General features: G+C 67.5%; 17 protein-coding genes. 13 read left to right on the top strand and 4 right to left on the bottom strand.

The genetic code is table 11. The features are described from left to right. Positions 1-2 precede the first annotated feature (2 nt). The 4 genes from E1261_RS00925 to E1261_RS00910 all read left to right on the top strand — a co-directional run bounded on the left by E1261_RS00925 (position 3) and on the right by E1261_RS00910 (position 3,129). Positions 3-626 carry a hemerythrin domain-containing protein gene (locus E1261_RS00925; protein ID WP_132400187.1) on the top strand — a complete coding sequence of 208 codons (624 nt, stop codon included), beginning with the start codon at positions 3-5 and terminating at the stop codon, positions 624-626. Between the two features lie 43 nt (positions 627-669). Then, a complete protein-coding gene (locus tag E1261_RS00920; protein ID WP_132400184.1) occupies positions 670-1,398 on the top strand; it encodes a DUF427 domain-containing protein in 729 nt (242 codons plus the stop codon). Positions 1,399-1,480: 82 nt separating this feature from the next. Then, positions 1,481-2,365 (top strand): sigma-70 family RNA polymerase sigma factor, encoded by an 885-nt coding sequence (locus E1261_RS00915; protein WP_238175935.1) that lies wholly within the window; start codon positions 1,481-1,483, stop codon positions 2,363-2,365. Then, complete coding sequence (locus E1261_RS00910; protein ID WP_132400181.1) at positions 2,356-3,129, top strand: SDR family oxidoreductase; 774 nt, start codon at positions 2,356-2,358, stop codon at positions 3,127-3,129. The genes E1261_RS00915 and E1261_RS00910 overlap by 10 nt, the downstream gene beginning before the upstream one ends. Before the next feature lies 1 nt (position 3,130). On the opposite strand, the gene E1261_RS00905 is transcribed toward E1261_RS00910, so the two are convergent. The 3 genes from E1261_RS00905 to E1261_RS00895 form a co-directional block, all read right to left on the bottom strand. After that, the gene (locus tag E1261_RS00905) at positions 3,131-3,934 is read right to left on the bottom strand and encodes a helix-turn-helix domain-containing protein (RefSeq protein WP_132400178.1); all 804 of its coding nucleotides are present in this window, start codon (positions 3,932-3,934) and stop codon (positions 3,131-3,133) included. Between the two features lie 49 nt (positions 3,935-3,983). Next, complete coding sequence (locus E1261_RS00900) at positions 3,984-4,403, bottom strand: hypothetical protein (protein WP_132400175.1); 420 nt, start codon at positions 4,401-4,403, stop codon at positions 3,984-3,986. 215 nt (positions 4,404-4,618) lie between these two features. Beyond that, positions 4,619-5,653 (bottom strand): hypothetical protein, encoded by a 1,035-nt coding sequence (locus E1261_RS00895; RefSeq protein ID WP_132400172.1) that lies wholly within the window; start codon positions 5,651-5,653, stop codon positions 4,619-4,621. A 161-nt stretch (positions 5,654-5,814) separates the two neighbouring features. On the opposite strand from E1261_RS00895, the gene E1261_RS00890 reads away from it, so the two are divergent. Then, the gene (locus E1261_RS00890) at positions 5,815-6,471 is read left to right on the top strand and encodes a TetR/AcrR family transcriptional regulator (RefSeq protein WP_238175934.1); all 657 of its coding nucleotides are present in this window, start codon (positions 5,815-5,817) and stop codon (positions 6,469-6,471) included. 20 nt (positions 6,472-6,491) lie between these two features. On the opposite strand, the gene E1261_RS00885 is transcribed toward E1261_RS00890, so the two are convergent. Then, the gene (locus E1261_RS00885) at positions 6,492-7,136 is read right to left on the bottom strand and encodes a TetR/AcrR family transcriptional regulator (protein WP_132400170.1); all 645 of its coding nucleotides are present in this window, start codon (positions 7,134-7,136) and stop codon (positions 6,492-6,494) included. A 553-nt stretch (positions 7,137-7,689) separates the two neighbouring features. On the opposite strand from E1261_RS00885, the gene E1261_RS00880 reads away from it, so the two are divergent. From E1261_RS00880 to E1261_RS00845, 8 genes are all read left to right on the top strand, one after another. After that, the gene (locus E1261_RS00880; RefSeq protein ID WP_238175933.1) at positions 7,690-14,319 is read left to right on the top strand and encodes a type I polyketide synthase; all 6,630 of its coding nucleotides are present in this window, start codon (positions 7,690-7,692) and stop codon (positions 14,317-14,319) included. Next, positions 14,316-18,734, top strand: a complete 4,419-nt coding sequence (locus tag E1261_RS00875; RefSeq protein WP_132400164.1) for a beta-ketoacyl synthase N-terminal-like domain-containing protein — start codon at positions 14,316-14,318, stop codon at positions 18,732-18,734. The genes E1261_RS00880 and E1261_RS00875 overlap by 4 nt, the downstream gene beginning before the upstream one ends. Continuing rightward, positions 18,724-19,041: an acyl carrier protein gene (locus E1261_RS00870; protein ID WP_132400161.1), complete on the top strand. Its 318-nt coding sequence runs from the start codon at positions 18,724-18,726 to the stop codon at positions 19,039-19,041. The genes E1261_RS00875 and E1261_RS00870 overlap by 11 nt, the downstream gene beginning before the upstream one ends. Continuing rightward, positions 19,034-19,828, top strand: coding sequence for an alpha/beta fold hydrolase (locus tag E1261_RS00865; RefSeq protein ID WP_132400158.1), 795 nt, complete (start codon positions 19,034-19,036; stop codon positions 19,826-19,828). Before E1261_RS00870 ends, E1261_RS00865 begins: the two co-directional genes overlap by 8 nt. Beyond that, on the top strand, positions 19,825-20,988 hold the full coding sequence (locus tag E1261_RS00860; protein WP_132400155.1) for a glycosyltransferase: 1,164 nt from the start codon (positions 19,825-19,827) through the stop codon (positions 20,986-20,988). Before E1261_RS00865 ends, E1261_RS00860 begins: the two co-directional genes overlap by 4 nt. 8 nt (positions 20,989-20,996) lie before the next feature. Beyond that, positions 20,997-22,634, top strand: a complete 1,638-nt coding sequence (locus tag E1261_RS00855; protein ID WP_202874232.1) for a serine/threonine protein kinase — start codon at positions 20,997-20,999, stop codon at positions 22,632-22,634. Positions 22,635-22,744: 110 nt separating this feature from the next. Then, on the top strand, positions 22,745-23,353 hold the full coding sequence (locus tag E1261_RS00850) for a nuclear transport factor 2 family protein (protein ID WP_132400152.1): 609 nt from the start codon (positions 22,745-22,747) through the stop codon (positions 23,351-23,353). A gap of 47 nt (positions 23,354-23,400) precedes the next feature. Continuing rightward, on the top strand, positions 23,401-24,267 hold the full coding sequence (locus E1261_RS00845) for an LLM class flavin-dependent oxidoreductase (protein WP_132400149.1): 867 nt from the start codon (positions 23,401-23,403) through the stop codon (positions 24,265-24,267). The last annotated feature ends 333 nt before the right edge of the window (positions 24,268-24,600 follow it).

Genomic DNA, 24,600 nt, shown 5'->3' with positions numbered 1-24,600 from the left:
TGATGCCGTCGGACAAAGCTGATGTCCGCGACGCCCGGGCTCTGCACACACTGTTGTGTGCAGAGCTCAGTGTCGCGGCCGGCCTGGTGTTGTCCATCAGGCCGAGAGTGCGGTCCCGGGCGCGGGTCGTATGTGGCCACCTGGACCTGATGGAACGGCTCTTGGAGCTACACCTCGAGGCGACGGAGTTGCTGCTCTGGCCGAAGCTCTTGGCCCGCGCCGGGCTCGACCTGTCAGAGCTGGACGAGTTGCGCGACCAGATCGGTGTGCTCCGGCACCGTGCAGAAGGTCTGCAGTCCTGGTGGCGATCGGATGGCGACTTCGAGGCAGCCGCCCGACTGGCCGGCGTACTGGCCAAACTCGCGGCCGTGTGGTCGTCGTACGTCGATCTCGAGGAACGGCGAGTGCTGCCGTTCGTCTCGGATTTCATCAGCGACGCGGAGTGGCGCGAGATCCGCGAATACACCGTGGGTGGGCTGCCGTGGCGGCGGCTGCCCGTCATCCTCGGGATGCTGGAACCGGACGTGCCGCTGACTGATCGGTCGCCGATTTCCCGCTGGCTGCTGCAGCGGCTGCGCACGTCGTACCGGAAGAAGGTGTACCGGGACTTCTCAGACAGGGAGTAAAACTCCTAGGCAGTCCCCGTGGCCACCGGCTGGAATGTCGGGTATGAACGACTTCCCCCCGATGATCGTGCCGGTGGATCACACCGCGCCGGTCCCGCGCCGGATCCGGGCCATGCTCGCGAATCGCTGTGTCGTGGACACCACCAATGCGCTCTACCTGTGGGAGTGGCGCGGCTACCCGGCGTACTACATCCCGGTCTCGGACATCGCCGACGGGCTGCTGCGAGACACCGGGCAGGTGGAGCAGCAGCCTCGCGGCCTGGCCCGGATCCACGAAGCCGGCCACGGACAAGCGCGCCGGTACGACGACGGCCTGGTGCCTGGGCACGTCACCTTCGACTGGGAGTCGATGGACACCTGGTTCGAGGAGGACGACCAGGTCTGGGTGCACCCGCGGAGCCCGTACCACCGGGTCGACCCGATGCGCTCGTCGCGGCACGTCAAGGTGGAGCTGGACGGCGTCGTACTGGCTGAGTCCGACGCGACGGTGACCGTGTTCGAAACGGGGCTGCCGACTCGGTACTACTTCCCTCGGCATGCAGTGAACTTCGAGCACCTGACCCCGAGCCCGACTCGAACGCAGTGTCCCTACAAGGGCCGCACAGGCGAGTACTGGTCAGTGGGCGATCGAGCCGACCTCGCGTGGTCGTACGACTTCCCGACGGTGGCGCTGCGCCCCGTGATGGGGCTGGTCGCCTTCCTGAACGAGGAGGTCGATCTGACCATCGACGGTGTGCGCCTGGACCGCGTGATCACGCACTTCTCTCGCTGAATCTCGCCTTGTCACGAACCGGCGGGCTGGCCTGTCTAACTGTTGACGGGGACCAGCCGGGTCTGCGCTAGTCGGAAAGGTCATGATGGAGGACGCTGCGCTGCACGAGGCGACCGAGATCTTCACCCAGGTTCGGCCGCAGCTGTTCGGGATCGCGTACCGCATGCTGGGCAGTGTCAGTGACGCCGAGGACCTGCTCCAAGAGGTCTGGCTGCGCTGGCAGGCTGTTGATCGTACGACGGTGATGAACCCGGCGGCGTACCTGTCGACAGCCACCGCGAGGCTGGCGATCAACGCCACTAAGACGGCCTACGCGCGGCACGAGACCTACATCGGCCCGTGGCTGCCCGAACCGGTCGACACCTCGGCCGATCCACAGCTGGGCGCGGAGCGTGGTGCTGCGCTGGAGTTCGCCGTACTGATGTTGATGGAGAAGCTCTCACCGCACGAGCGCGCGGCGTACGTGCTTCGGGAGGCTTTCGCGTATCCGTATCGGCAGATTGCCGAGATCGTCCAGACCACTGAGGTCACCGCTCGCCAGTGGGTCAGCCGTGCGCGCAAGCGGCTGGCTGCGGACCGGCGAACTCCGGTGGCGCCGTCCGAACAGCGGCGGCTGCTCGACGGCTTCCTGGCCGCCGCCCAGGCCGGTGACCTCGCCGGTCTGGAAGAGCTGCTCGCCGACGAGGTGATCAGCTACTCCGACAGCGGCGGTACCTCCAGCAACGCATCCCGCGTTCCCCTGTACGGCGCCGCAACCGTCGCGGCGGCGGTCGTCGGCTTCGCGGCCAAGGTCTGGCACGATGTCTCCGCAGAGCCCGTGACTGTCAACGGCCAGCACGCGCTACGCCTCCGCCAGGACGGCGAAGTCTTCGCCCTCCTCACTGTTGATGCCTCGGACAACGGCATCACCCAAGTCCTCTGGCAGGTCAACCCCGCCAAGATCAAAGGAGCAGGTTCGTGGATCTGAAGATTGCCGGACGGACTGCGGTGGTCTGCGCGTCCACCTCCGGCTTGGGCGAGGGCGTAGCCAGGGCACTCGCCGCGGAAGGCGCGAACGTCGTGGTCACCGGGCGCCGCGCGGAGCTGGCCAAGTCGATCGCCGCACAGTTGCCCTCGGCAATCGGTATCGGCGTGGACATGATGAGCGAGGGCGGTCCCGAACAGATCATCCAGGCCGCTGTGGATGCTTTCGGATCGGTGGACATCCTTGTTCTCAACGGTCCTGGGCCGAAGCCGGCTACCGCCTTGGACGTGACGACGGAAGACATCGGTACGGCGGTCGCCTCGGTGGTCCGGCCACAGCAGCGGCTGGTGTCCTTGGTGCTGGACGGGATGCGCGAACGTGGCTGGGGCAGGATCCTGGCCATGTCGGCCACGAACATCGTGGAACCGCTGCCCGCGCTGGCGTTGTCCAACATCGGCCGCCCCGCGCTCGCCGGTTACCTCAAGGCCCTCGCCACCCAGGTCGCACCGGATGGCGTCACCGTGAACCTCCTGCTGGCTGGCGGTTTCCGCACCGCCCGGCGAGACGCCGTCGAAGCGACCAAGGCCGCTCGCACCGGCCGGCCCGCGGCCGACATCCAGGCCGAGGAGGCCGCCGAGGTCCCGATGCGCCGGTTCGGTGTCGTCCACGAGTTCGCTGACGTGGCGGCCTTCCTCTGCAGCGACCTCTCGTCGTACATGACCGGAACGGCTGTCCGCTGCGACGGCGGATTGGTTCACAGCCTCTGACCTAGAGGTTGGCGAGTTCGCGCAATCTCTTCTCGGTAAGGCTTCCGGGCTCGGCCTGATAGACCTTGAGCAGCTGCCCGGGAGCCTCGTTCACCCGCAGCGTGTGGTAGACCAACTCGAGCTCGCCGACCTCCGGGTGCCGGATGCGCATCGTCTCGTACTTCGTTTGCCGCACCTCGTACTTGGCCCACATCCGCGCGAAGTCGGCGCTCTCGGCACACAGCCTCTCCACGATCGCCTCCCGCCGCGCCGAGTTGCCGCCCAGACTGGCAGCACCCGCATGCAGCGCCGCCACACCCCGGCGCGCGATGACCTCCCAGTCGACGAAGAACTCCTTCGCCTGCGGGTCAAGAAAGACGAACAGCAGCGCGTTGCGCGTCCCCGCCGAAGCGTAAAGAGCCGCGCCCAGCGGATTAGCGACCAGGATGTCCAGCTCCGACCCAACAACCATGGCCGGCGTATCCCGCCACGCCCCCAGCATCCGCTCGAGCTCCGGGCTCACCTCCTCACCCCCGAACGCATCACACGCCAGCGGCGGATGAGCCAGCCGATGCAGGTGCTCCGTAGCCTCCGCATCCAGCCGCAGAACCTCAGCCAACGCCTTGATCACCCGATGCGAAGGATTCCGCTCCCGCCCCTGCTCCAACCGCGACAGGTAATCAGCACTGATCCCCGCCAGCGTCGCCAGATCCTCCCGCCGCAACCCACTGGCCCGCACACTCCGCGGCCCAGCCAACCCAACATCCGCCGGACTCAACAAATCCCGCCGAGCCCTGATGAACTCCCCCAGCCGGTTCTGTCCCATACCCTGTAAGACAACATCCTTCTGCGACCTGTGACACGTTTACTTGTTGCTAGCTGCCAGCCAACATCCGGTCCTGCGTCCTGCTCAGGACCAGCACGAGCAGTGGCAGGAGAACGGTCAGGCCGAGCGTGATGGCAAGGCCGGTCGCACTGCCGGTCGACAGATGCTCCAGATGCATCAGGTGAAAGACCGTGTGCGGCACCGCGAACACCAGATAGGCCACCATGGTCAGCCGCACGATCGACAAGGTCATCGTGGCGAGCGTGTAGAACAGCACGACCGCGAACCCCAGGTTCATCAGACCGTAGTCACGCATCAGATGCTCGTTGTACGGCGGCAGCATCGCAGTCCACCCCGTATCGAGAAACGGCAACGGACCGTCCTCATAGAACGACATCGGCCAGATCGAGCCCCAAACACCGACCATGGCCGTCTGAACTGCCAGCAACGCAACCAGCGCGCGAGTCATCGGCGCCTCTCCTTGTCAGGTTGTGATGTTCCACCGCCCGGATCATCCGACAAGGCCACAGGTCTTGAGTAGGAGTAGAACACCCGCCCTGACCCAGAACTCGTACTCGTTGACTACACCCACATGATCGGTCTGCTCGCCTTTCCGGTCGCGGGCCTGACCTCCCCGAGCTGAATCACCCGGCGTTCTCGGTGCGTCGTGAACCTCGTCCGGAGTCAGGTGCCGCGAATCACGAAGGGCTTGGTCGTCCCGGGGACCTTGTTGTAGCACCCTGACCCTGGCAGGTAGACGCGATAGGAGATGTTCCCCTTGTACGACGGTTGCGCGTTGAGGGTGAACCGGTCGCTGTCACGTACTTTGCCGGAACCGACCTCGCGCCACGCAGTTGCGCCGTACAGACGCTGGAGAACGACCTGGCAACCGGAACCGTAAGCGACAGCGCCGTTCACCGGGACGATCGTTCCGACCGGGGCACTGGTTCTCGACGGGGCCGCCGAGACGGCGGCGGGGCGCCAGATGGGAGTCTCGAGGCGGCTTATCCATCCCGGATTCCCTGGGATGGATAAGCAGGTGGTGACGTCGCCGACGGGTTGGCGGTCGTGGGGCAGGACGACATTGCCGCTGGTATCGCTCAAAACCTTGGTCTCTTCACGCTTCTCCAGACAGCGCTCTTCCTCACCGACCAAAGCTTTGAGCCGGGTGCCGTACGGCTTACCTGTCTGCGAGTCGGTGATGGTGTACCGCACCGACCAGGGCTTGTCGTACGGCACCACCTTCGGCGTCACCAGCGACGTGACCTTCGGGACATGGACGCCGTCCACCACCAGCTTCGGCGGATCCGCCACCGGCGCCGGGTCGTAGGTGCCAGTACCGGCGACGAACTCGAGCGCGTCCACCATCGCGGCCTCGACGGTTCCGCTCGCGGTGGACGGGACGTTCGCCGTACCCCGCCATACGCCTGGCGTACCGTCGCCCTCGACCAGCGCCAGTTCCATCGAGGAAAACTCGGTCAAGGGACCCGTGCCGCTGATCCGCTTGAACTGCACATACAACGACGCCCTGTCCTCGTAAGAGCCCTCTACGCTGACCGTGACGGGCACCGTGTTGAGCGAAGAGACGGCAACGCTTCCCCGGCTCAAGGTGACCTTCAACGCTGGACGATCAGCGGCCTGCGCAGCCGGCGCAACGCCGACCGACACTCCCAGGAACGGCACGGCAAGAACCGGCGCCAGAATTCGTCGCATCTGCATGCAGCCGATTCTGTCAATGAGTCTGGGGACCGGTCCCCAGACTCTCACCCAAGGCATAGGCGTGGCTGGTGCGTACCAGGCCCCACACCAACTGCTTGATCGAGGCAGTATCTTTCCGTTGACCGGGGCGGCAACTCCGCCCTGGGGTCGAGAGGAGGCTCGTGACTGACGCGACCAAGGCCGTCATGCCTGAGCGCGGCACAGCGACACGTGAGCGAATCCTCGCGACCGCTGAACGGCTGTTCGCCGAGTACGGCGTCCTGTCGGTGTCCAACCGGCAGATCAGCCAGGCCGCCGGCCAAGGCAACAACGCCGCGGTCAGCTACCACTTCGGGAGCAGGACCGCGCTGATACAGGCGATCGTGCGCAGGCACACCGAGCAGATCGAGCAACTACGCCTCCAGAGGCTGGCGGACGCCGACTCCTTCACCAGCCTTCGGGACTGGGTGGATTGCCTCGTTCGGCCATACCTCGCCTATCTCGACTCACTCGGCAGCCCGACGTGGTTCGCGCGGTTCAGCGCGCAGCTGATGACCGATCCGGAACTGCGCGACATCATGATCACGGAGTCCCTGACCTCCCCCACACTGCTGGTGATCCTCGACGGACAGAACCGGCACCTCGCCGAGCTACCACTCGCCGTACGGGAAGAGCGCTGGGGCATGGTTCACCAACTGCTGGTGCACGTGTGGGCCGAGCGGGAACGCGCTCTCGCCGAAGGAACCCCCACACCGCGATCCAGTTGGGACGACGCAGCGACCGGCCTGATCGACGCCGTCGTCGGCCTGTTGACGGCACCGGTCTCCCCCGGCGTCTAGCGACCGGCCCGTCGGCCTGATCACCGGCTGCCGGCGTCCGGCAGGAATCCCTCGGCGACCAGACGCAGCGTCTCCTGCACGATGCTGAGCTGCTCGCGATACTCCTCGCCGTGCCAGGCATACTCCTCGGCCGTGATCCGGACAGCGGCCACGATCATCGCCGCCTGGACCCGGACTTCCAGTCTGAGCGAACCCGAGCCGGTCCGGTTTGCGATCGCGATCGCGATCCTCCCCTCCAGATCGCTGGTCGCCTGCAGCCACACCCGGCGCAGAGCCGGCTCCTCGCGGGTCAGCCCGACGATCCCGACGACCTCCGCGACATCGAGATCGGTCCCGGAAAGTTCGGCCAGGGCGCCACCCAGTGCCTCCAGCAGGGTTTCGCCGACGGGCCGGCGCTCGAAGGCGTCGGCCGTGCGATTGAGCGACCGGAGCAGGACCGGCGCGACAGCCTCCTCCTTGGTGGAGAAGTAGTGCCAGAAGGTACGGCGGGAGATCCCGGCCGCCGCCGCGATGTCGTCCACCGAGGTGTTGGCCGGCCCACGCTCGATGAACAACCGAGAAGCTTCCACAGCGATCTCGACGCGGGTCTGCTCCCGCCGCCGCGCGGTCAGCCGTGGACGTCCACGGACGGCTGGCGTCTCCTCATCCTGGGGCGCAGAGTGCATATATTGCACTATACGCGAGTAAAGGCCTAGAGTCGGCGTCGACGGCCGGCCGACGGTGGGTTCGACCCATCGACGCCAGGGCGTCGATCTCACCTGCCGTCCGGCGGGCGCAGGTCATTGCACTTTACCGACGTACCAGTCGGGGCCGCTGGCAACGACCAGCTGCGATGCGCACCACGGGAGCACCTTGCTTTGACGATCTAAAACACGTGACTTAATAGACTTTCGATGGAAATTTGCGCAGCACCGTGGCTACGCTCCTGTTCAGCAGGAGCAAGCCAATCCCTTGCCGAGTTAACGTCTGGGCAATCTGGCACGCCCCGAGTTCGCGCGACATATCTCGGGGCATATGTCAGCGAAGTTACGTTCGCTCGATCCTTGATACTCCCGGTGAGATCGATTGACGGATCGGTGATCAAACGCTTAGGTAAGTCATCGCTGTTCATTCGCCCGGTCAGTGGGAGCACAGATGCGTGCCGCAAATTCGTCCCAAGATTCTTTAGTTGCTGTCGACAAAGACTTTGGTCCTGCCGTAGCGGACCTCGTCCTCGCCATGACCCCGTTCTCCCGGCCGTCCGCCAGGTTCGTCGTCGCCGCGCTGCGCGCCGGCTGTCTCGGCGTCCTCGATCTCACCAGCTCCGACCGGAAGGCGCGCGAAGAGCTTGCCCTGGTCAACGAGTGGACGAGCACGTCATTCGGCGTCCGGCTGGCCGGGTCAGCCTTCACCGCTGCGGACCTGCCTGCCGGCGTGGGCACAGTCCTGCTGGCGGATTGGTCGGCGGCCGGCCCTGCGCCGGCCGACTTCCCCGGACGCCGGGTGCTGGTCGAGGTCACCGATGCCGACGAGGCCAAGCGCGCGGCCCACGCGGGCGCCCACGGTCTGATTGCCCGAGGCAACGAGGCCGGCGGCAGGGTTGGCGAGCTGAGCACCTTCGTGCTGCTGCAGCGTCTGCTCGCCGACGAACAGATCGCCCTACCGATCTGGGCCTGCGGCGGCATCGGACCACGCACTGCGGCGGCCGCTGTCGCGGGTGGCGCGGCCGGCGTCGTCCTCGATACCCAGTTGGCCTTGCTCGCCGAGGCCGATCTGCCAGTGGAGATCACCAGTGCCATCAGTGCACTCGACGGCTCCGAGACCACGCTCATCGATGGACGACGCGTACTGTCGCGGCCCGGCGTCGCGCTCGACGGGCCGCCACTGCCGGTCGGCCAGGATGTCTTCCTGGCCGCGCGATTCCAGGCCGCCTGGAGCACGGTCGGCGCTGCTGTACGTGGCGTGCGGGACGCCGTACTGGCCATCGTTGACGCCGCCGAACCGGCGGGGCTGTCGGGGATACCGGTGGTTCAGGGCCCGATGACCAGGGTCAGCGATCAGCCGAATTTCGCAGCGGCAGTGTCCGGCGAGGGTGGCCTGCCGTTCATCGCCTTGGCTCTGTCCGGGCCGGAACAGACACGCGCACTACTGGAAGCGACCAGGGACGCGCTGGCCGGCGCACCCTGGGGCGTCGGCGTGCTCGGCTTCGCAGCCGAGGAGGTCAAGGCAGCCCAGATGGACGTGATCCGTGCGGTCAGACCGTCGCACGCGATCATCGCGGGCGGAAAGCCGGCCCAAGCCGCCGCCCTCGAAGAAGTCGGCATCTCGGCCTTCCTGCACGTCCCCTCCCCCGGCCTGCTCAAGCAGTTCCTCCGGTCCGGCGCCCGCAAGTTCGTCTTCGAGGGCGCGGAGTGTGGCGGGCACGTCGGCCCCCGCAACAGCTTCCCGCTGTGGGAGGCGCAGATCGGGGTCATCGAGGACTTCCTTGCCACCAGCAAGGATGCCGCCGACCTTCAGTTGTTGTTCGCCGGTGGCGTGCACGACGAACGCTCGGCCGCCATGGTCGCGGCGATGGCGGCCCCGCTGACGGCTGCCGGTTCCGCCGTCGGCGTGCTGATGGGGACGGCATACCTGCTCACCTCCGAAGCCGTCGAAGCCGGCGCCGTACTTCCCCTCTTCCAGCAACAGGTTCTCGCCGCCGAGCGCACCGACCTGCTCGAGACCGCGCCGGGACATGCAACCAGGTGCGTCAGCAGCCCGTTCACCGACGAGTACGCCGCCATCAAGCGGGATCTGCAGGCTCGTGACGTGCCGAGCCGAGAGGTCTGGGAGCAACTCGAGCAGCTCAATGTCGGCAGGCTCCGTCTCGCCAGCAAGGGCATCGAGCGCGTCGGCGACGAGCTCCGCACGGTGGATGAGACGCAAGCGCGGGCCGAAGGCATGTTCATGGCCGGCGAAGTCGCCGTACTGCGGTCGACCAGCACCACGATCGCCGACCTGCACAGGTCGGTCAGCGTCGGCGCGGACGAGTTCCTTGCGGACCGGGCGACCGAGCTACGGCGGGACCTGGGTCTGGACGCCACTCCCGAGACGACCGGGCCGGCTCCGCTGGACATCGCCATCGTCGGGATGTCCTGCATGTTCCCGCAGGCTCCGGACCTCGCGGCCTTCTGGACGAACATCCTGTCCGGCACGGACTCGGTCACCGAGGTCCCGGCACAGCGCTGGGACCAGTCCGTGTACTACGCACCGGACGGCGACGGGGACCGCACGCCATCGCGCTGGGGCGGCTTCCTGCCGGAGATCCCGTTCGACCCGCTGCGCTACGGGATCCCGCCCACCTCATTGGCCAGCATCGAGCCGGTCCAGCTCCTCGCACTCGAGGCCGCACACCGGGCGCTCGTCGATGCAGGCTACGAGTCCCGGGACTTCGACAGGTCAAGGACCTCGGTCGTCTTCGGCGCGGAGGCCGGCAGCGACCTGTCCAACGCGACAACTCTGCGGACCGTGCTCCCGGCGTACTTCGGTGAAGTACCGGAGAGTCTGGACAGGCAACTGCCGACGCTCACCGAGGACAGCTTCCCCGGCCTGCTGGCCAACGTCATCGCCGGTCGTGTCGCCAACCGACTCGATCTGGGCGGTGCGAACTACACCGTCGACGCCGCGTGTGCGTCGTCCCTGACAGCGGTCGACGTTGCCTGCAAGGAACTGACGACCGGTACCAGCGACCTCGTTCTGTGCGGGGGCGCCGATCTGCACAACGGCATCAACGACTACCTCCTCTTCGCGTCGGTGCACGCACTTTCGCCGACGGGCCGCTCGGCCACGTTCGACGAGTCGGCCGACGGGATCGCACTGGGCGAAGGCGTCGCCTGCGTGGCACTGAAGCGGCTCGCAGACGCCGAGCGCGATGGCGATCGGGTCTACGCCGTCATCAAGGGAGTCGGCAGTGCGAGCGACGGCCGATCGCTCGGCCTGACCGCACCCCGGCCGGAGGGGCAGCGCAGCGCTCTCGAGCGCGCCTACCTCAATGCCGGTGTTTCACCGGCCGAGGTCGGGCTGCTGGAGGCACATGGCACCGGCACGGTCGTCGGCGACCGTACCGAGCTGACGACGCTGACCAAGGTGTTCACCGAGGCCGGCGCACAGGCGGGCAACTGCGCCCTCGGCTCGGTGAAGTCGCAGATCGGCCACACCAAGTGTGCCGCCGGACTTGCGGGCCTGATCAAGGCCGCACTCGCGCTGCACACCGGCGTCAAACCGCCGACGCTGCACCTCCAGAAGCCGAACCCTGCTTGGGATGCGCAGACCAGCCCTTTCGTCTTCCACAGTTCAGCCATCCCCTGGGCGGCATCGCCGGCCGACCGGGTCGCGGGAGTGAGTGCCTTCGGCTTCGGCGGCACCAACTTCCATGTCGTCCTCAGCGCGTACGACGCGGCGCCGCCACCGGAGCAGACGTTGGACCAGTGGCCGGTCGAGTTGTTCGCCTTCCGCACGGTGAAGCACGCCGAAGAACTGCTCACGCTCGCCGAGGCAGACAGTGGCGACAACCAGCCGTGGCGGTTGCGGGATCTCGCCCTCAGCGCATCCCGTCGCTACGATCTCGCCGCTGCCCGTACGGCGGGGACGCAGATCGCGCTGCTCGCCGGCGATACCGGCGAACTGATCACCCTGCTCCGGCGTGCCATCAGCGGAGAGCACGCGCCCGATGCCGGGATCTGGCGCGGTGAGTCCAGCGAAACCCCAGGCGACGTCGCGCTGCTCTTTCCTGGCCAGGGAAGCCAGCGCCACGGCATGTTCGCAGACCTCTTCGTCGCGTTCCCCGAGCTGCAGCGCTATCTGCGGATGGGTGACCCGACGACGGCCGCGGCGCTCTTCCCACCCCTGTCGTTCGACGAACACGGCCGGGCAGATCAGGTCGCCCGAATCACCGACACCCGGGTGGCCCAGCCGGCGCTCGGCATCGTGGGACTGGCGGCGCATCACCTGCTCCGCCGATCAGGCATCCGCCCATCGATGATGGCCGGGCACAGCTACGGTGAGCTGGTCGCGCTCACGGCCGCGGGCGCGCTGAGCCCCGAAGCACTACTGAGGTGCAGCAGTGCCCGGGCCGAAGCCATCCTCGGTGCGACAGGTTCGGGCGATCCCGGGACGATGGCCGCAGTCGCTGCCGATGCCCCACAGGTGGCCAAAGCGTTGTCGGCGGCCGGGCTGGACGGCGCTGTGGTCATCGCCAACCGCAACTCTGCCAAGCAGACCGTGATCTCAGGCACGACCGAAGGCGTGGAGCGCGCGGTTGAGCAGTTGCGCACCGCCGGTGTCGGCGCCAAGCGAATCCCCGTGGCGTGCGCCTTCCACAGTCCGCTGGTCGCGGCGGCCGGAGACGAGTTCGCCGGGGTACTCGACTCAGTCACCGTCTCGGCTCCGGAGGTGCCGGTGTGGTCGAACCGAACCGCCGGCGTCTACCCCTCGCACCCTTCGGAGATCCGCGCGGAGCTCGCGGCCCAGATCGGCGCGCCGGTCGGTTTCGTCGACCAGATCGAGGCCATGTACGGCGCGGGCGCGCGGGTGTTCGTCGAAGCCGGCCCTGGATCGGTGCTGACCAGACTGGTCGGCTCGATCCTCGGTGACCGCGCACACCAAACGGTCGCCCTGGAAGGCAAACGACGTACCGGATTGCCCGGCTTCCTGGCGGCACTCGCCCAGCTGGCCGTTTCCGGGGTGGACGTCCGCACGAGCTGGCTGTTCCACGGTCGGGACGCGGTCGACGCCGTACACGCGGCCCGCCCCAAGCGAGCTGGGTGGACCGTCGACGGGCACCTGGTCCGCACAGCAGCCGGCCTCATCCCGGCCGGTGCCCTCCACCCCGCTCATCGAGTTCAGGTCCCCACCGCCTTGGAGCCCGCAATGCCGAACGACAACCCCGGACCGGATCCCCTGATCGCGGACTTCCTCCGCACCAGCCGCGACATGATCGCGGCCCAACGCGACGTCATGCTCGGCTATCTCGGCGCGACCTCCGCCGAGCGCCCGGTGACCACCGTCACCGTCCAGGCGATCGAGCCGGCGCCGATCGTGATGACCACGCCGGTCCTGTCCGAGCCCTCCATGACCGATGTGGCCGTGACCGAGCCCGTGCTGAACGATTCTGTCCTGGATGAGTCGGCTGTGCGTTCCATGGTGCTGACGGTGATCGCGGAGCGCACCGGCTACCCGGTGGACATGATCGATCCGGACCTCGATCTGGAGGCGGACCTGAGTGTCGACTCGATCAAGCGGGCGGAGATCGCGGGAGAGCTCGCGACCCGCCTGGGGCTTCCCGCGGACGGCGATCTCGAGGAACTGTCCCAGGCCCGCACCGCCGCCGGCATCACCGATCTGATCCTCGGCACCCAGCGCCCCGCCGAGGACGAAACCGTCGTGGCTGAACTCGAGTCGGCCACGATCGTCGCGCCGAAGCGATTCGTGCACCAGGAGTTCGACCTGCCGGCCGCGTCAGCGCCGCACGACCTGGCCGGCCGCCGGTTCCTGCTGATCGGCGAAGGCGAACTGGCTGCCGTGCTGGCCGGCAAACTGACTGCCCTCGGCGCGCAGCCGACCATTGTTCCCGCTGCCGACATGCCGTCGATCGACAACCTCGACGGCGCCTTCTATCTCGACGGCGATGCCTCGCCGTTGTTGCCGGACGCCTTCCCGACGTTCCAAGCCGTCCTCGCCGCCTCGCCCCGCTGGCTGATCGCAGCCGGCCCGGCCCTCGGCCTGCGCGGATTCTTCCGCACCGTGTCGCGGGAGTATCCCGAGCTCATCGCCAGAGTGGTCGAACCTGGCACCGGCACAACTCCGGAGACGATCGCCGATGGCCTGATCGCTGAGCTGTCCGCGGTGGACCGCGAACCTGTCGTCTTGCGGACCGGCGATGCCAGGCGCGGCCTCCGACTGCAGGAGACAGGACTGGGCCTGCTCGGTAGCACCGGCGCCGGGCCGGCCGCAGATGGCGCCGCTGAGGCATCCGCGATCGGGCTGGACCGCAACTCGGTGGTCCTGCTGGTCGGCGGGGCCAAAGGCATCGGAGCACGTTTCGCGGCCACTCTGGCGGCCGCCAGCCGTTGCCGCATCGAGCTCTTCGGCCGTACGGCGCTGCCGTCGGAGCCGGAAGAGCCGGACACCGCCGCGGCCACCAGCGAAGGCGAAGTCCGATCGGCCCTGATCGCCCGCGGGATGCGGGTACCCGCCGAGATCGAGCGGACGATCGCCGGCATCATGTCCGTCCGCGAGATCCGCGCAACGATCAGCCAAGTCAGCGAACTGGGCAGCCAGGTCCGGTACCGCTCGGTCGACATGCTCGACAGCGAAGCGATCCGGAGCGCCGTCAAGGAGATCGACGCCGAGCACGGCCGGCTGGACGGCATCATCTATGCGGCCGGCGTGATCGAGGACAAGCTGATCGCCGACAAGACGACGGCTTCCTTCTCCACTGTGTACCGGACCAAGGTCGACGGCGCCCAGACCCTGCTCGCCGCCACCGAGGAGTTGCAGGCCGGACCGCGGTTCGCCGTACTGTTCGGCAGCATCGCGGCGGCTTTGGGCAGCCGCGGCCAGATCGACTATGCCAGCGCCAACGATGCCCTCGAGCAGCTGGGTCGCCGTTGGTCCAAGCCGGGCGGCCGGCGCGGGATCACCATCCATTGGGGGCCGTGGGCACCGACCGGCACGAACAACGGAATGGTGACCCCCGAGCTGATGCGGTCCTACGCCGCCCGCGGCATCGAGCTCATCGACCCCGACGAGGGCACCCCGGCACTGCTCCGTGAACTTGCCTGGGGCAACGAGTCCACCGCCGCGGTGGTTTACAGCGGATCGGGCTGGTGACGAGTTCCGCGCCGGTCGCGATCGTCGGGATGTCGGTACTCCTTCCCGGCGCGCCGGACCTCGCGACGTACTGGCGAAACCTGGTCCAGGGTGCCGACGCGATCACCGACGTCCCGGCCGGCCGCTGGGACGGTGCGTACTACGAGCCGGCCGGTGGGGATCGCCGGGCCGACCGGATCTACTGCAGGCGTGGCGGCTTCGTCGACGCCGAGGTGGATGCCACCGGCTTCGGGATCATGCCGAACTCCGTACCCGGGACCGAACCCGATCAGCTGATCGCCCTGCACGTCGCGGACCAGGCGATCAAGGATGCCGGTGGAGACCAACGGCTTCCGATCGACCGGCAGCGGATCGGAGTGATCCTCGGCCGCGGCGGCTACCTCACTCCGGGGCTGGTGCGTCTCGACCAGCGGGTCCGGACGGCGAGCCAACTGGTCCGCACGCTGGGCGAACTGATGCCCGAGCTCGGCGCCGGCCGGCTCGAGGAAGTCCGGCAGGCGTTCACGGACCAGCTGGGACCGGAGGCACCGGAGTCCGCGATCGGATTGGTCCCGAACCTCGCCGCGTCCCGGCTCGCGAACCGCCTCGACCTCCGGGGCCCGGCGTACACAGTGGATGCCGCGTGCGCGTCCTCGCTGGTGGCTGTGGATCATGCGGTTCGCGAGCTCGACAGCGGCCGCTGCGACGTCGTACTGGCCGGCGGTGTGCACCATTGCCACGACATCACCTTGTGGAGCGTGTTCAACCAGCTTGGCGCGCTCTCGCCGACCGAACGCATCCGGCCGTTCCACCGGGACGCGGACGGTGTGCTGATCGGAGAAGGCACCGGCGTGGTGGTGCTGAAGCGGCTGGCCGACGCCGAACGAGACGGCGACCGGATCTACGCCGTGATCACCGGAACCGGAGTCGCCAGCGACGGCCGGACCTCGAGCCTGCTGAACCCCGACAGCGGCGGACAGGTTCGTGCCCTGCGCCAGGCGTGGCAGGCCGCCGGGGTCGACCCGGCAGCCACCGGATCCATCGGACTGCTCGAAGCCCATGGAACCGCGACTCCGGCAGGTGACACGGCCGAGCTGGCGACGATCGCCGAGGTGTTCGGAGCAAGCCCGGACGGTCGACCGGCTGTGATCGGCTCGGTGAAGTCGATGATCGGGCACACCATGCCCGCCGCCGGCGTCGCGGGGTTGGTCAAGGCCGCGCTCGCTGTCTACCACCGCGTGCTGCCGCCCACCTTGCATTGCGACGATCCCCATCCAGCACTGTCCCGAACCCGCTTCGAGACCATCGACACCGCACGGCGATGGGAGACCTCTGCCGACCAGCCGATTCGCCGGGCGGCGGTCAACGCGTTCGGCTTCGGCGGCATCAACTCACATGTCGTGCTCGAACAGGCCAGTGGCACGGCTCCAGCGCGAGCGACCGTTCGAGAGCCGGAAAGGGTACTAAGACTGGCAGCGGCCAGCCCTTCCGAACTCGCAGCACTGCTGGACACCGACGATTCGGCAGTCCTCGCCGCGAGCCTGGAAGAAACAGCCCGTACGCCGGGCCGCAGCCGGCTGGGCATCGTGGACCCGACCGGCAAACGCTTGGCGCTGGCCAGGAAGGCGGTCGCCAAGGGACGGGCCTGGCGCGGTCGCAACGACATCTGGTTCGCCCCGGACCCGTTGCTGGGTCCAGGTGGCGGCAAGCTCGCATTCGTCTTTCCGGGACTCGAAGCCGAGTTCACACCCCAGGTCGACGAACTGGCGGCGCACTTCGGCCTGCCTTGGCCCGAGTCGATGGCAACCATTGAGGTCGGAGACGTCGGCCGGCACGGCACAGGCGTCCTTCAGCTCGGCCGACTGCTCGATGCCGCGCTGCGCAAACTCGGTGTGACGCCAGATGCGTTGGCGGGTCACAGCGTGGGTGAGTGGACCGCGATGGCCTGCGGCGGTATCCACGCCGAGGAAGAAGTCGATCAGCTCCTGGCAGCGTTCGACCCCGACGCGCTGCGGGTGCCTGGTCTTGCCTTCGCCGTGATCGGTGCGCCCGCGGCTCGAGTACTTGATGTCCTCGAAGGGCAGCAGGAGGTTGTCCTTTCCCACGACAACGCTCCGAACCAGTCGATGATCTGCGGACCATCCGTTGCCGTGGACAACCTTGTCCACCGGTTCCGGGCCGACGGCGTGATCGCTCAGGTACTCCCGTTCCAGTCCGGCTTCCATACTCCGATGCTGGCGCCGTACCTGGGTCCGATCCAAGCGGCCGCAGAGAGCTACCCGCTGCATCCGCAGAAGTTGCCGATCTGGTCGGCGACTACCGCGAGCGAGTACCCAGCGGCGCGAGACGAAGTCCGAGAACTGTTCGTCCGGCACCTACTAGAGCCGGTGCGCTTCCGCCCAATGATCGAGGCGATGTACGCGGCGGGGTTCCGCGCGTTCCTGCAACTCGGCACAGGTCAGCTGGGTTCACTGATCTCGGACACACTGCGCGGCCAGGACCACCTGGTCATCGCCACACAGACTGCCCAGCGCGACGGACTCGCCCAGCTCCACCGGGTGATGACTGGACTCTGGGCCGACGGGGCCGAGCCGGAAGTCACTACCCTCCCCGTGACTCCGGCTCGGTCTCCCGTACCTGCAAGACCTGCGGTGCGACTCGACCTCGGCGGTGCGCTGATCTCCCTCGACCAGGGCGACCGGCGCCGGCTCAGTGCGATGCTCACGGCAACGAGGCCGTCCTCCTTCGACGGTACGTCGACCCTGGACGACCTCGGCACGAGTTCTCCGCTGGCGGCCGAGCTTTCGGCGCTGATGAAGGAGACCGCGGGTGTCGCCGCCGAACTCGTCGCGGCGGGCGCACCGGCCCGCCGACGGCTGCCGGCACAACCGCCCACCGCCGTACCCCGCGTACTGCGCGTATCGGTGGCCACGATGCCCTACCTGCTCGACCACTGCTTCTTCGAGCAGAAACCGGGCTGGCCTGACGACGCAGACCGCTGGCCGGTAGTACCAGCAACCACGGTGATCAGTCATCTGATGGATTTCGCCGAGCGCTCGTCGCCAGGCAACCACGCCGTGGCTGTGCACGACGTACGGTTGAACAAGTGGATCACCGCGATCCCCGACGTCGACGTACCGGTCGAGCTGCAGTCTGATGGGGCGGGGCGGGTGGCAGTGTCACTCGGCGACTACTCCCGAGCCGTCGTCGAGCTCGCACCGGCGTACTCCTTGGATGTCCCTGCGCGTTGGCAGTTCGCAGCCGAGGAGGAACACCGGCCCGCGCTGACGGCGGCCGAACTGTACACCGAGCGCTGGATGTTCCACGGCCCTCAGTTCCAAGGGGTTACGGAGCTCAGCGCGATCGGGAGCGCGCACGTTCGCGGCGTACTGACGACGCCGGCCGCTCCGGGTGCTCTGCTGGACAATGTCGGTCAGGTGCTCGGGTACTGGATCATGTCGCGACTGCCGGACCGCACGACTGTCTTCCCGGTCGGCATGGGCCGAATCAGGTTCTTCGGGCCACATCCCCCGCCAGGCCGGCAAGTGGAGTGCCTCGTCAAGATCACCTCGGTCACCGACACCACGCTCGAAGCCGACATGCAGCTGGTCGTGGGCGGACGGGTGTGGGCCGAGTTCGAAGGCTGGCGGGATCGGCGTTTCGACAGCAACCCCAGGATCCGTTCGGTCGATCAACACCCCGGCCGGAACACGCTTTCGGACCTGCAGCCGGGCGGCTGGACCATCGTCCACGAGCAGTGGCCCGATCTCGCCACCCGCGAGCTGATCATGCGCAACCAGTTGGGCGGCGTCGAGCGGCAGCAGTACGCCGACCAGCCACCAGCCGGCCGGCGCCAATGGCTGCTCGGCCGGATCGCAGCGAAGGACGCCGCGCGACGATGGATGTGGAACTCGGTTGCCGACGACATCTATCCCGCCGAGATCCAGGTCCACAACGACGCAGTTGGCCGGCCTCATCTGCAGGGTGTCCACGGCCGAACGCTGCCCGACCTCACCGTTTCGATCTCCCACAGTGGCCAGATCGGCGTCGCCATCGCGCGGCCCGGCCCGTGCGGGATCGACGTGGAAGAGATCACCGACCGTCCTCGCAGTACCTACGAATTCGCCCTCGGCCCAGATGAACGTGCCCTGTTGTCAGCATGCGTGACCTCCAGTGGGGAGAGCGAGGCGGTGTGGTTCGCGAGGTTCTGGACCGCGAAGGAGGCCGTCGCCAAGTCACTCGGGACCGGTCTGCTCGGCGCACCCCAGAAGTTCAAGGTGATCGACGCCGCGCCGAACCGGCTGATCGTTGCCGTCGGCGGCCGGGATCACCTGGCGCGCTGCACCTTCGTCACCAACCCGCCGGGACGCGGCGACCGGCGGTACGTCGTTGCCTGGACGGCCGAACACGAGCAGGAGTTGGGGAATGAGTACTGATACGACGCTGGACGCGACTGTCGTCCTGGCGGACATCTCGGCAATGCTGCGTGCGTTGCTCGACGAGTACGGCCTCGACGATGTCGAGATCACCCGGGCAACGAAATTCCACGACGATCTGGAACTGGAGAGCATCGACCTGGTCGGCCTGTCCGGGCGGCTCCGCGATCACTACGGCGACAAGATCAACTTCGCGTCCTTCATCGCGGACAAGGAACTGGAAGAGATCATCGCGGTGACGGTCGGCGAACTCGTCGACTTCGTCATCGACTCGTTGCACCAGACCGAGGAGCTCCAGCGTGGCTAAGATCCGCGTCGGAGAACTCGACGTCCACGTGCAGAGACTCTCACTGGCAGATCCGCCCGCCGGGAGCGAGGCACCGATCGTCGTCCTCATCCACGGCATCCTGTACGACAGCCTCGCCAGCTACTACTTCACCCTCGGGCCTACCTTCGCCGAGGAAGGGATGGACGTGATCATGTACGACCTGCGCGGGCATGGTCGCACCACCCGGCCGGCGACGCGCTACCGGCTCGAAGACCACGTCGAGGATCTCCGGCTGCTCCTGGAGAAGTTGGAGATCACCCGGCCTGTGCACTTGGTCGGCAACTCGTACGGCGGCAGCATCGCCTTCGGTCTCGCCGCGGCCCACCCCGACCGCGTCGCGAGCATCACCGCGATCGAAGCGGAGCCGCCGGTACCGGCCTGGAGACATCGGTTGGGTGAGGGGCTGTTGCAGGCCAAACCCTGGTTGGCCACGGACGAGGCTCTCGCTGTGATCGCCGAGGCGCGCGGTGGACACACAGCACGGCTATCCCTAGCCGCCGGGAAATTGTTGCAAGCGACAACGATCGCCGAGGACGTCCTGCTCAGCCGGACGATCGACGACGACCTGGCCGCGCTGCAGTGTCCGGTGCTGGCCTTCTTCGGCGACGAATCCGTGCTGATGGAACAGGTCGACCATCTCCGGTCCACACTCGCGGACTGCCACATCGTGGTCCTGCCCGGGCAAGGGCACTCGGTCCTGATCGAGCGGGCAGCCGAGATCTCACCGGTCATCCTCGACTGGGTGCGTGAAGGGCAAGCAGCTTGAGCCGATTCCTGTTCGTCGTACCGCCGCTGGTCGGGCACATCAATCCGACCATCGGGCTGGGTGCCGAGCTTGCTGCCCGGGGACATCAGGTTGCCTGGGTCGGACACAATGACCTCATCCGCCAACTTGCGGGGCCGACGGTGACCATTCTCCCCTGCACCGCGGCGACCGCAGATCTGCCGGACCGGCCCGCCGACCTCAAAGGACCGGCCGCACTACGGTTTCTGTGGGAGCAAGTCCTGATCCCACTGGCGGACGCGATGGCCGCCGGTGTCCGAAACGCGATCAAGACCTTCGAGCCAGATCTGGTGATCGCCGACCAGCAGGCGATCGCGGGCGGACTGGTAGCCGACGAGCTCGGTCTCGCCTGGGTCACCTCGGCGACCACGTCGGCCGAGCTCACGAACCCGCTGGCCAGCATGCCCAAGGTAGCGGCCTGGCTCGACGAGCTCCTGCACGCAGTACGGGCCAGGATCGCCGGTGGGCGCGGCGTTGCTGATCCGCGGTTCTCGCCGTACGGCGTGCTGGCCTTCACCACCCGTGAGTTGCTCGGACCGGTCGAGCTCCCGCATGAACGGGTGTGGCTGATCGGCCCATCGATCAGTACGCGCCCCTCGAGCTCCGACTTTCCGTGGGAGTGGATCGAGCCTGGTAGGCCCGCCGTACTCGTCTCGTTGGGGACAGCCAACGGGCCCGCTGGGGCACGGTTTCTGTCCACTGCTGTGGACGCCTTGTCCAGCTTGGAAGGGGAGCCACGGGCGATCGTCGTGGATCCAGCGGGCTGGCTCGATACGCCAACACCCGAGCACATTCTCGTGCGGAGCAACGTTCCGCAGCTGGAGTTGCTGCCACACCTCGACGCGGTCGTCTGCCATGCCGGACACAACACCGTCTGCGAGTCGCTGTGGCACGGGGTCCCGCTGGTCGTAGCACCTATCCGCGACGACCAGCCGATCATCGCCGGGCAAGTGGTCGACGCGGGCGCCGGCGTACGCGTCCGCTTCGGCCGTGTCACCGCCGCCCAGCTGACCAAGGCAGTCGAATCCGTCCTAGCCCCAGACGGCGGGTTCCGGCGCGAAGCACAGCGGATCGGCAAATCCTTCCAGGCAGCAGGCGGAATCCACACCGCCGCCAATCACCTGGAAGGCCTAGCAGAGTGACACACCGGATGGCCGGCGACAGTCTGCAGCCGCTCCAGCCGAGCGACCCGAAGCGGGTCGGTCGGTACTGGTTGCTGGCGCGACTCGGGGCCGGCGGGATGGGTCGGGTCTACCTGGCCCGCTCGCACGGCGGGCGTACGGTCGCGGTCAAAGTGGTCCGCCCGGACCTCGCCGGGGATCCGCAGTTTCGGCGACGGTTCAAGGTGGAGGTCGCGGCGGCGCGTCTCGTCGGGGGCTTTCACACGGCGCAGGTAGTGGATGCCGACACCGAAGCCGATCCGCCATGGTTCGTGACGGAGTACATCGCCGGTCCCTCCTTGCAGCAAGCGGTCGACGACCATGGCCCGCTACCGGCGCGCTCGGTCGCGGCGCTCGGCGCGGGTCTGGCCGAAGGGCTGACTGCGATCCACAACCACGTGATCCACCGGGACCTCAAGCCCAGCAACGTACTGCTCGCTACGGACGGCCCTCGGATCATCGACTTCGGCGTCGCCCGCGCGATGGACGCCACCGCCCAGACCACGCGCGCCGGCCTGATCGGCACCCCCGGCTTCATGTCGCCCGAGCAGTACCGCGGTCGCGAGGTCGAGCCGGCCAGCGACGTGTTCTGCCTGGCGGCTGTGCTCGTTTTCGCCGCCACCGGCCGGCCTCCGTTCGGCACCGGGCCGGGCGAAGCCCTCGGCTACCGCGTCGTCAACGAGGAACCGGACCTGACCAGCGTACCGGCATCGCTGCTCCCGCTGATCAAAGCCGGACTGGAGAAGGACCCGAACGATCGGCCCAGTGTCGCTGAGTTTCTCGACCGCTGTGCCACGTTGGCCGAAGGTGAGGCACTAGCGCTGCCGCCGCCCGTCGCCACCCTGATCACCACCCGGGTGGCCGAGACTGCGGCCCTGATCGCCGCACCGGATGCCGCCAAGCCGAAGCCCGTCGAGAATCCAGACACGCCTCGCGTCACATCGCGGGCGCCGTCGAGCAACAGGGCAGCGACGGTCCAGCTGCTGATCGCGCTGCTCGCGTTCCTCGCGCTGGTCGGCTGGGCCATCTTCAACAACAACCGGAAGGAGACCAGGTCATCAGATACCAGTGCCGGCGGCCGGGTGACGGCCACCGCGATGTCAACCAGCAGCCGGCCGACCGCGATACCCACCCCGACGCGACCGACCCCGACCACCGATCCCACTCGCAAGGCGTTCGAGAAGATCGCGGCGGGCGACTGTCTGGACGCGTACATGGACCCTTACAAGCTCGCTGAGTGGAGCCGAGACATGCCAACCGCCGTCGACTGCGACCGCACGGACGCCTACATGCGGGTAACCGTGGTAGGTGACAGCGCAACCAGGTGCCGAACCAAGGCTCGCGATGCGGGGACGTGGTGGCACTATCCCGGTGGCGGTGAGGTGATCTACCTCTGTATAGAGCGTCAACTCCGCGTGGGCGAATGCATCCTGGGCTACAAGGGCAGCAAGGACAGCGTCGAAACCTCCGCCCACGGCCTGATGACCTCGTGGGGTTGCGACAAGACCACCGTCCCCAAGGGCTTCGACTACATACTCCAGGTCACCGCGCTCACCAAAAACGCTTGCCCCAGCGGCTCGCGTTCCTGGGAGTTCCGTGGCGGAAAACTCTGCGCCCGCATTGTCTGACGATCTCGGTGCCGGAGTTCCGCTAGGGTTCGACCAAGCCACGATGGCGTCACCGGGGAGGGAGACGCCATCGCCAGAAAATCAACAGAGACAAGGAAAAGGACACAGACATGAGAATCCGTACCCTCCCAGCCGCTCTCCTGATCGGCACGCTGGTAGTTGCTGCAGGCATCGTTCAGCTCACCACGTCGCGCCACGCGGACGCCCAGACCCAGGCCCAGGCAGCGGTGAAACCCGGCGCGTATGACGTCGCCGCGCTCAACGACATTGAGTCGATCAAGCAGCTCAAGGCGCGTTACTGCCGTTTGCTGGACACCAAGCAGTGGGCTGCCTGGCGCCAGGTGTTCACCGACGACTTCGTCAGCGACACCTCCCAAGCGCATGGCAAGGTCATCCACGGCGGCGACGAGTTCGTCGCGTTCGTCAAGCAGCAGCTCGGCCAGCCGTCACAGACCACCGTGCACCAGGTGCAGATGCCGGAGATCACGTTGACCTCGGCAACTACTGCGACCGGGATCTGGGCGCTCGAAGACACCGTCGACCTCACCCCGGTGATCGGCATGCACGGAGCCGGGCACTACCACGAGACCTACGTGAAGATCGACGGCAAGTGGCGGATCAAGAGCTCGAAGCTGACCCGGCTCCGCGAGGAGCTCATCACCCCCGTCACGACCATCCCCGACCTGAAGAAGATCCTGGCAAAGCCGAAGCAGGGCTGACCACTCAGGCGAAGTCGTCGGCCGCGGCTCGTGTTTAGGTAGCAGGTATGAACACAAGACTCGGATTGGCGTTCCCACCCAGCCTGCCCCCGGAGCGGATCCGGCCCGTGCTCGAGGCGGCCGTCGAGGCCGGACTCGACGAGGTCTGGTTCTCCGAAGACTGTTTCAAGTCCGGCGGCGTCTCTGCCGTCGCCTCGGCCCTGGCCTGGACCGAAGGCACGGGCCTCGCAGTCGGTGCCGGGCTGCTTCCCGTGCCGCTGCGTAACGTGGCGGCCACCGCCATGGAAGCGGCCACCCTCGAGCGGCTGCATCCCGGGCGCTTCCGGCTCTGTATCGGCCACGGGGTCCAGCCGTGGATGCAGATGACAGGGGCTGCGGTCGGCTCGCCGCTCACCTTGCTACGGGAGTACGCCGTCGCGTTGCGCGGCCTGCTCGCCGGCGAGCGGGTCACCGCGGACGGTAGGTGCGTCCGGCTCGACGGGGTCGAGCTCGACCATCCGCCGAAGCAGCCACTTCCGGTCCACGTGGGTGCCGCAGGGCCCAGAACGCTTCGGCTGGCCGGCGAGGTGGGTGATGGCACCGCGCTCGCTCTGGGATTCGACTCCGACGGCATCCTCAAGGCCTGCGCGACCACCAGAGAGACCGGCGGGGCAAGGCATCCGGTCTCGGCACCGGTCATGATCGCCACCGGCGACCGCGCCAGGCAGCGCCTGGACTCAGAGCCGGCGGCGTACGGCATGCAGCCGGGCCTCGGGGTGGCCGGCGGACCGGATGACCTGGCCGAGGCGTTCGGACAGCTCGGTCGCGGCGGGCTCAACTCGGTGATCGCGCAACCCACCGGTGACGACCCTGATCTCGACGGGCTGGTGCGGATGCTCGGGAGAGACGTGCGCCCAACCCTGGCAGCGGCCTGACCTACGGCGATGCCTTGTCGTGGTCAGGTTTTGCGGCACTCCGGGTGGGTTTCACCAACTACGGCAAGGGAACTGGAAGCAGGCGGTGGCCGGGGTCACGGCTTGATTTCTGGAAGGGTCCGTCGAGTCAGCCCCGGCCACCTCTGCGACATCGGGCAACTGGGAGATCTAGCCACGCGATGCGATTCGAATGGACTTCCGGGCAGTGGGCACAGGCAGAGCATCGCTGATGTGAAGGAGGCACGATGCTTGCCATGGTCATCGATCCCGAGGTCATTCCGCCGACGCCCACGCCACCGGATCCCGAGCGGCCGACGCCACCCCACCCAGAAC

This window comes from Kribbella albertanoniae (genome assembly GCF_004348455.1).
GTDB classification, from domain to species: Bacteria; Actinomycetota; Actinomycetes; order Propionibacteriales; family Kribbellaceae; genus Kribbella; species Kribbella albertanoniae.
The sequence above is the reverse complement of the archived record's forward strand: the minus strand, read 5'-3'. Positions and strand labels throughout refer to the sequence as shown.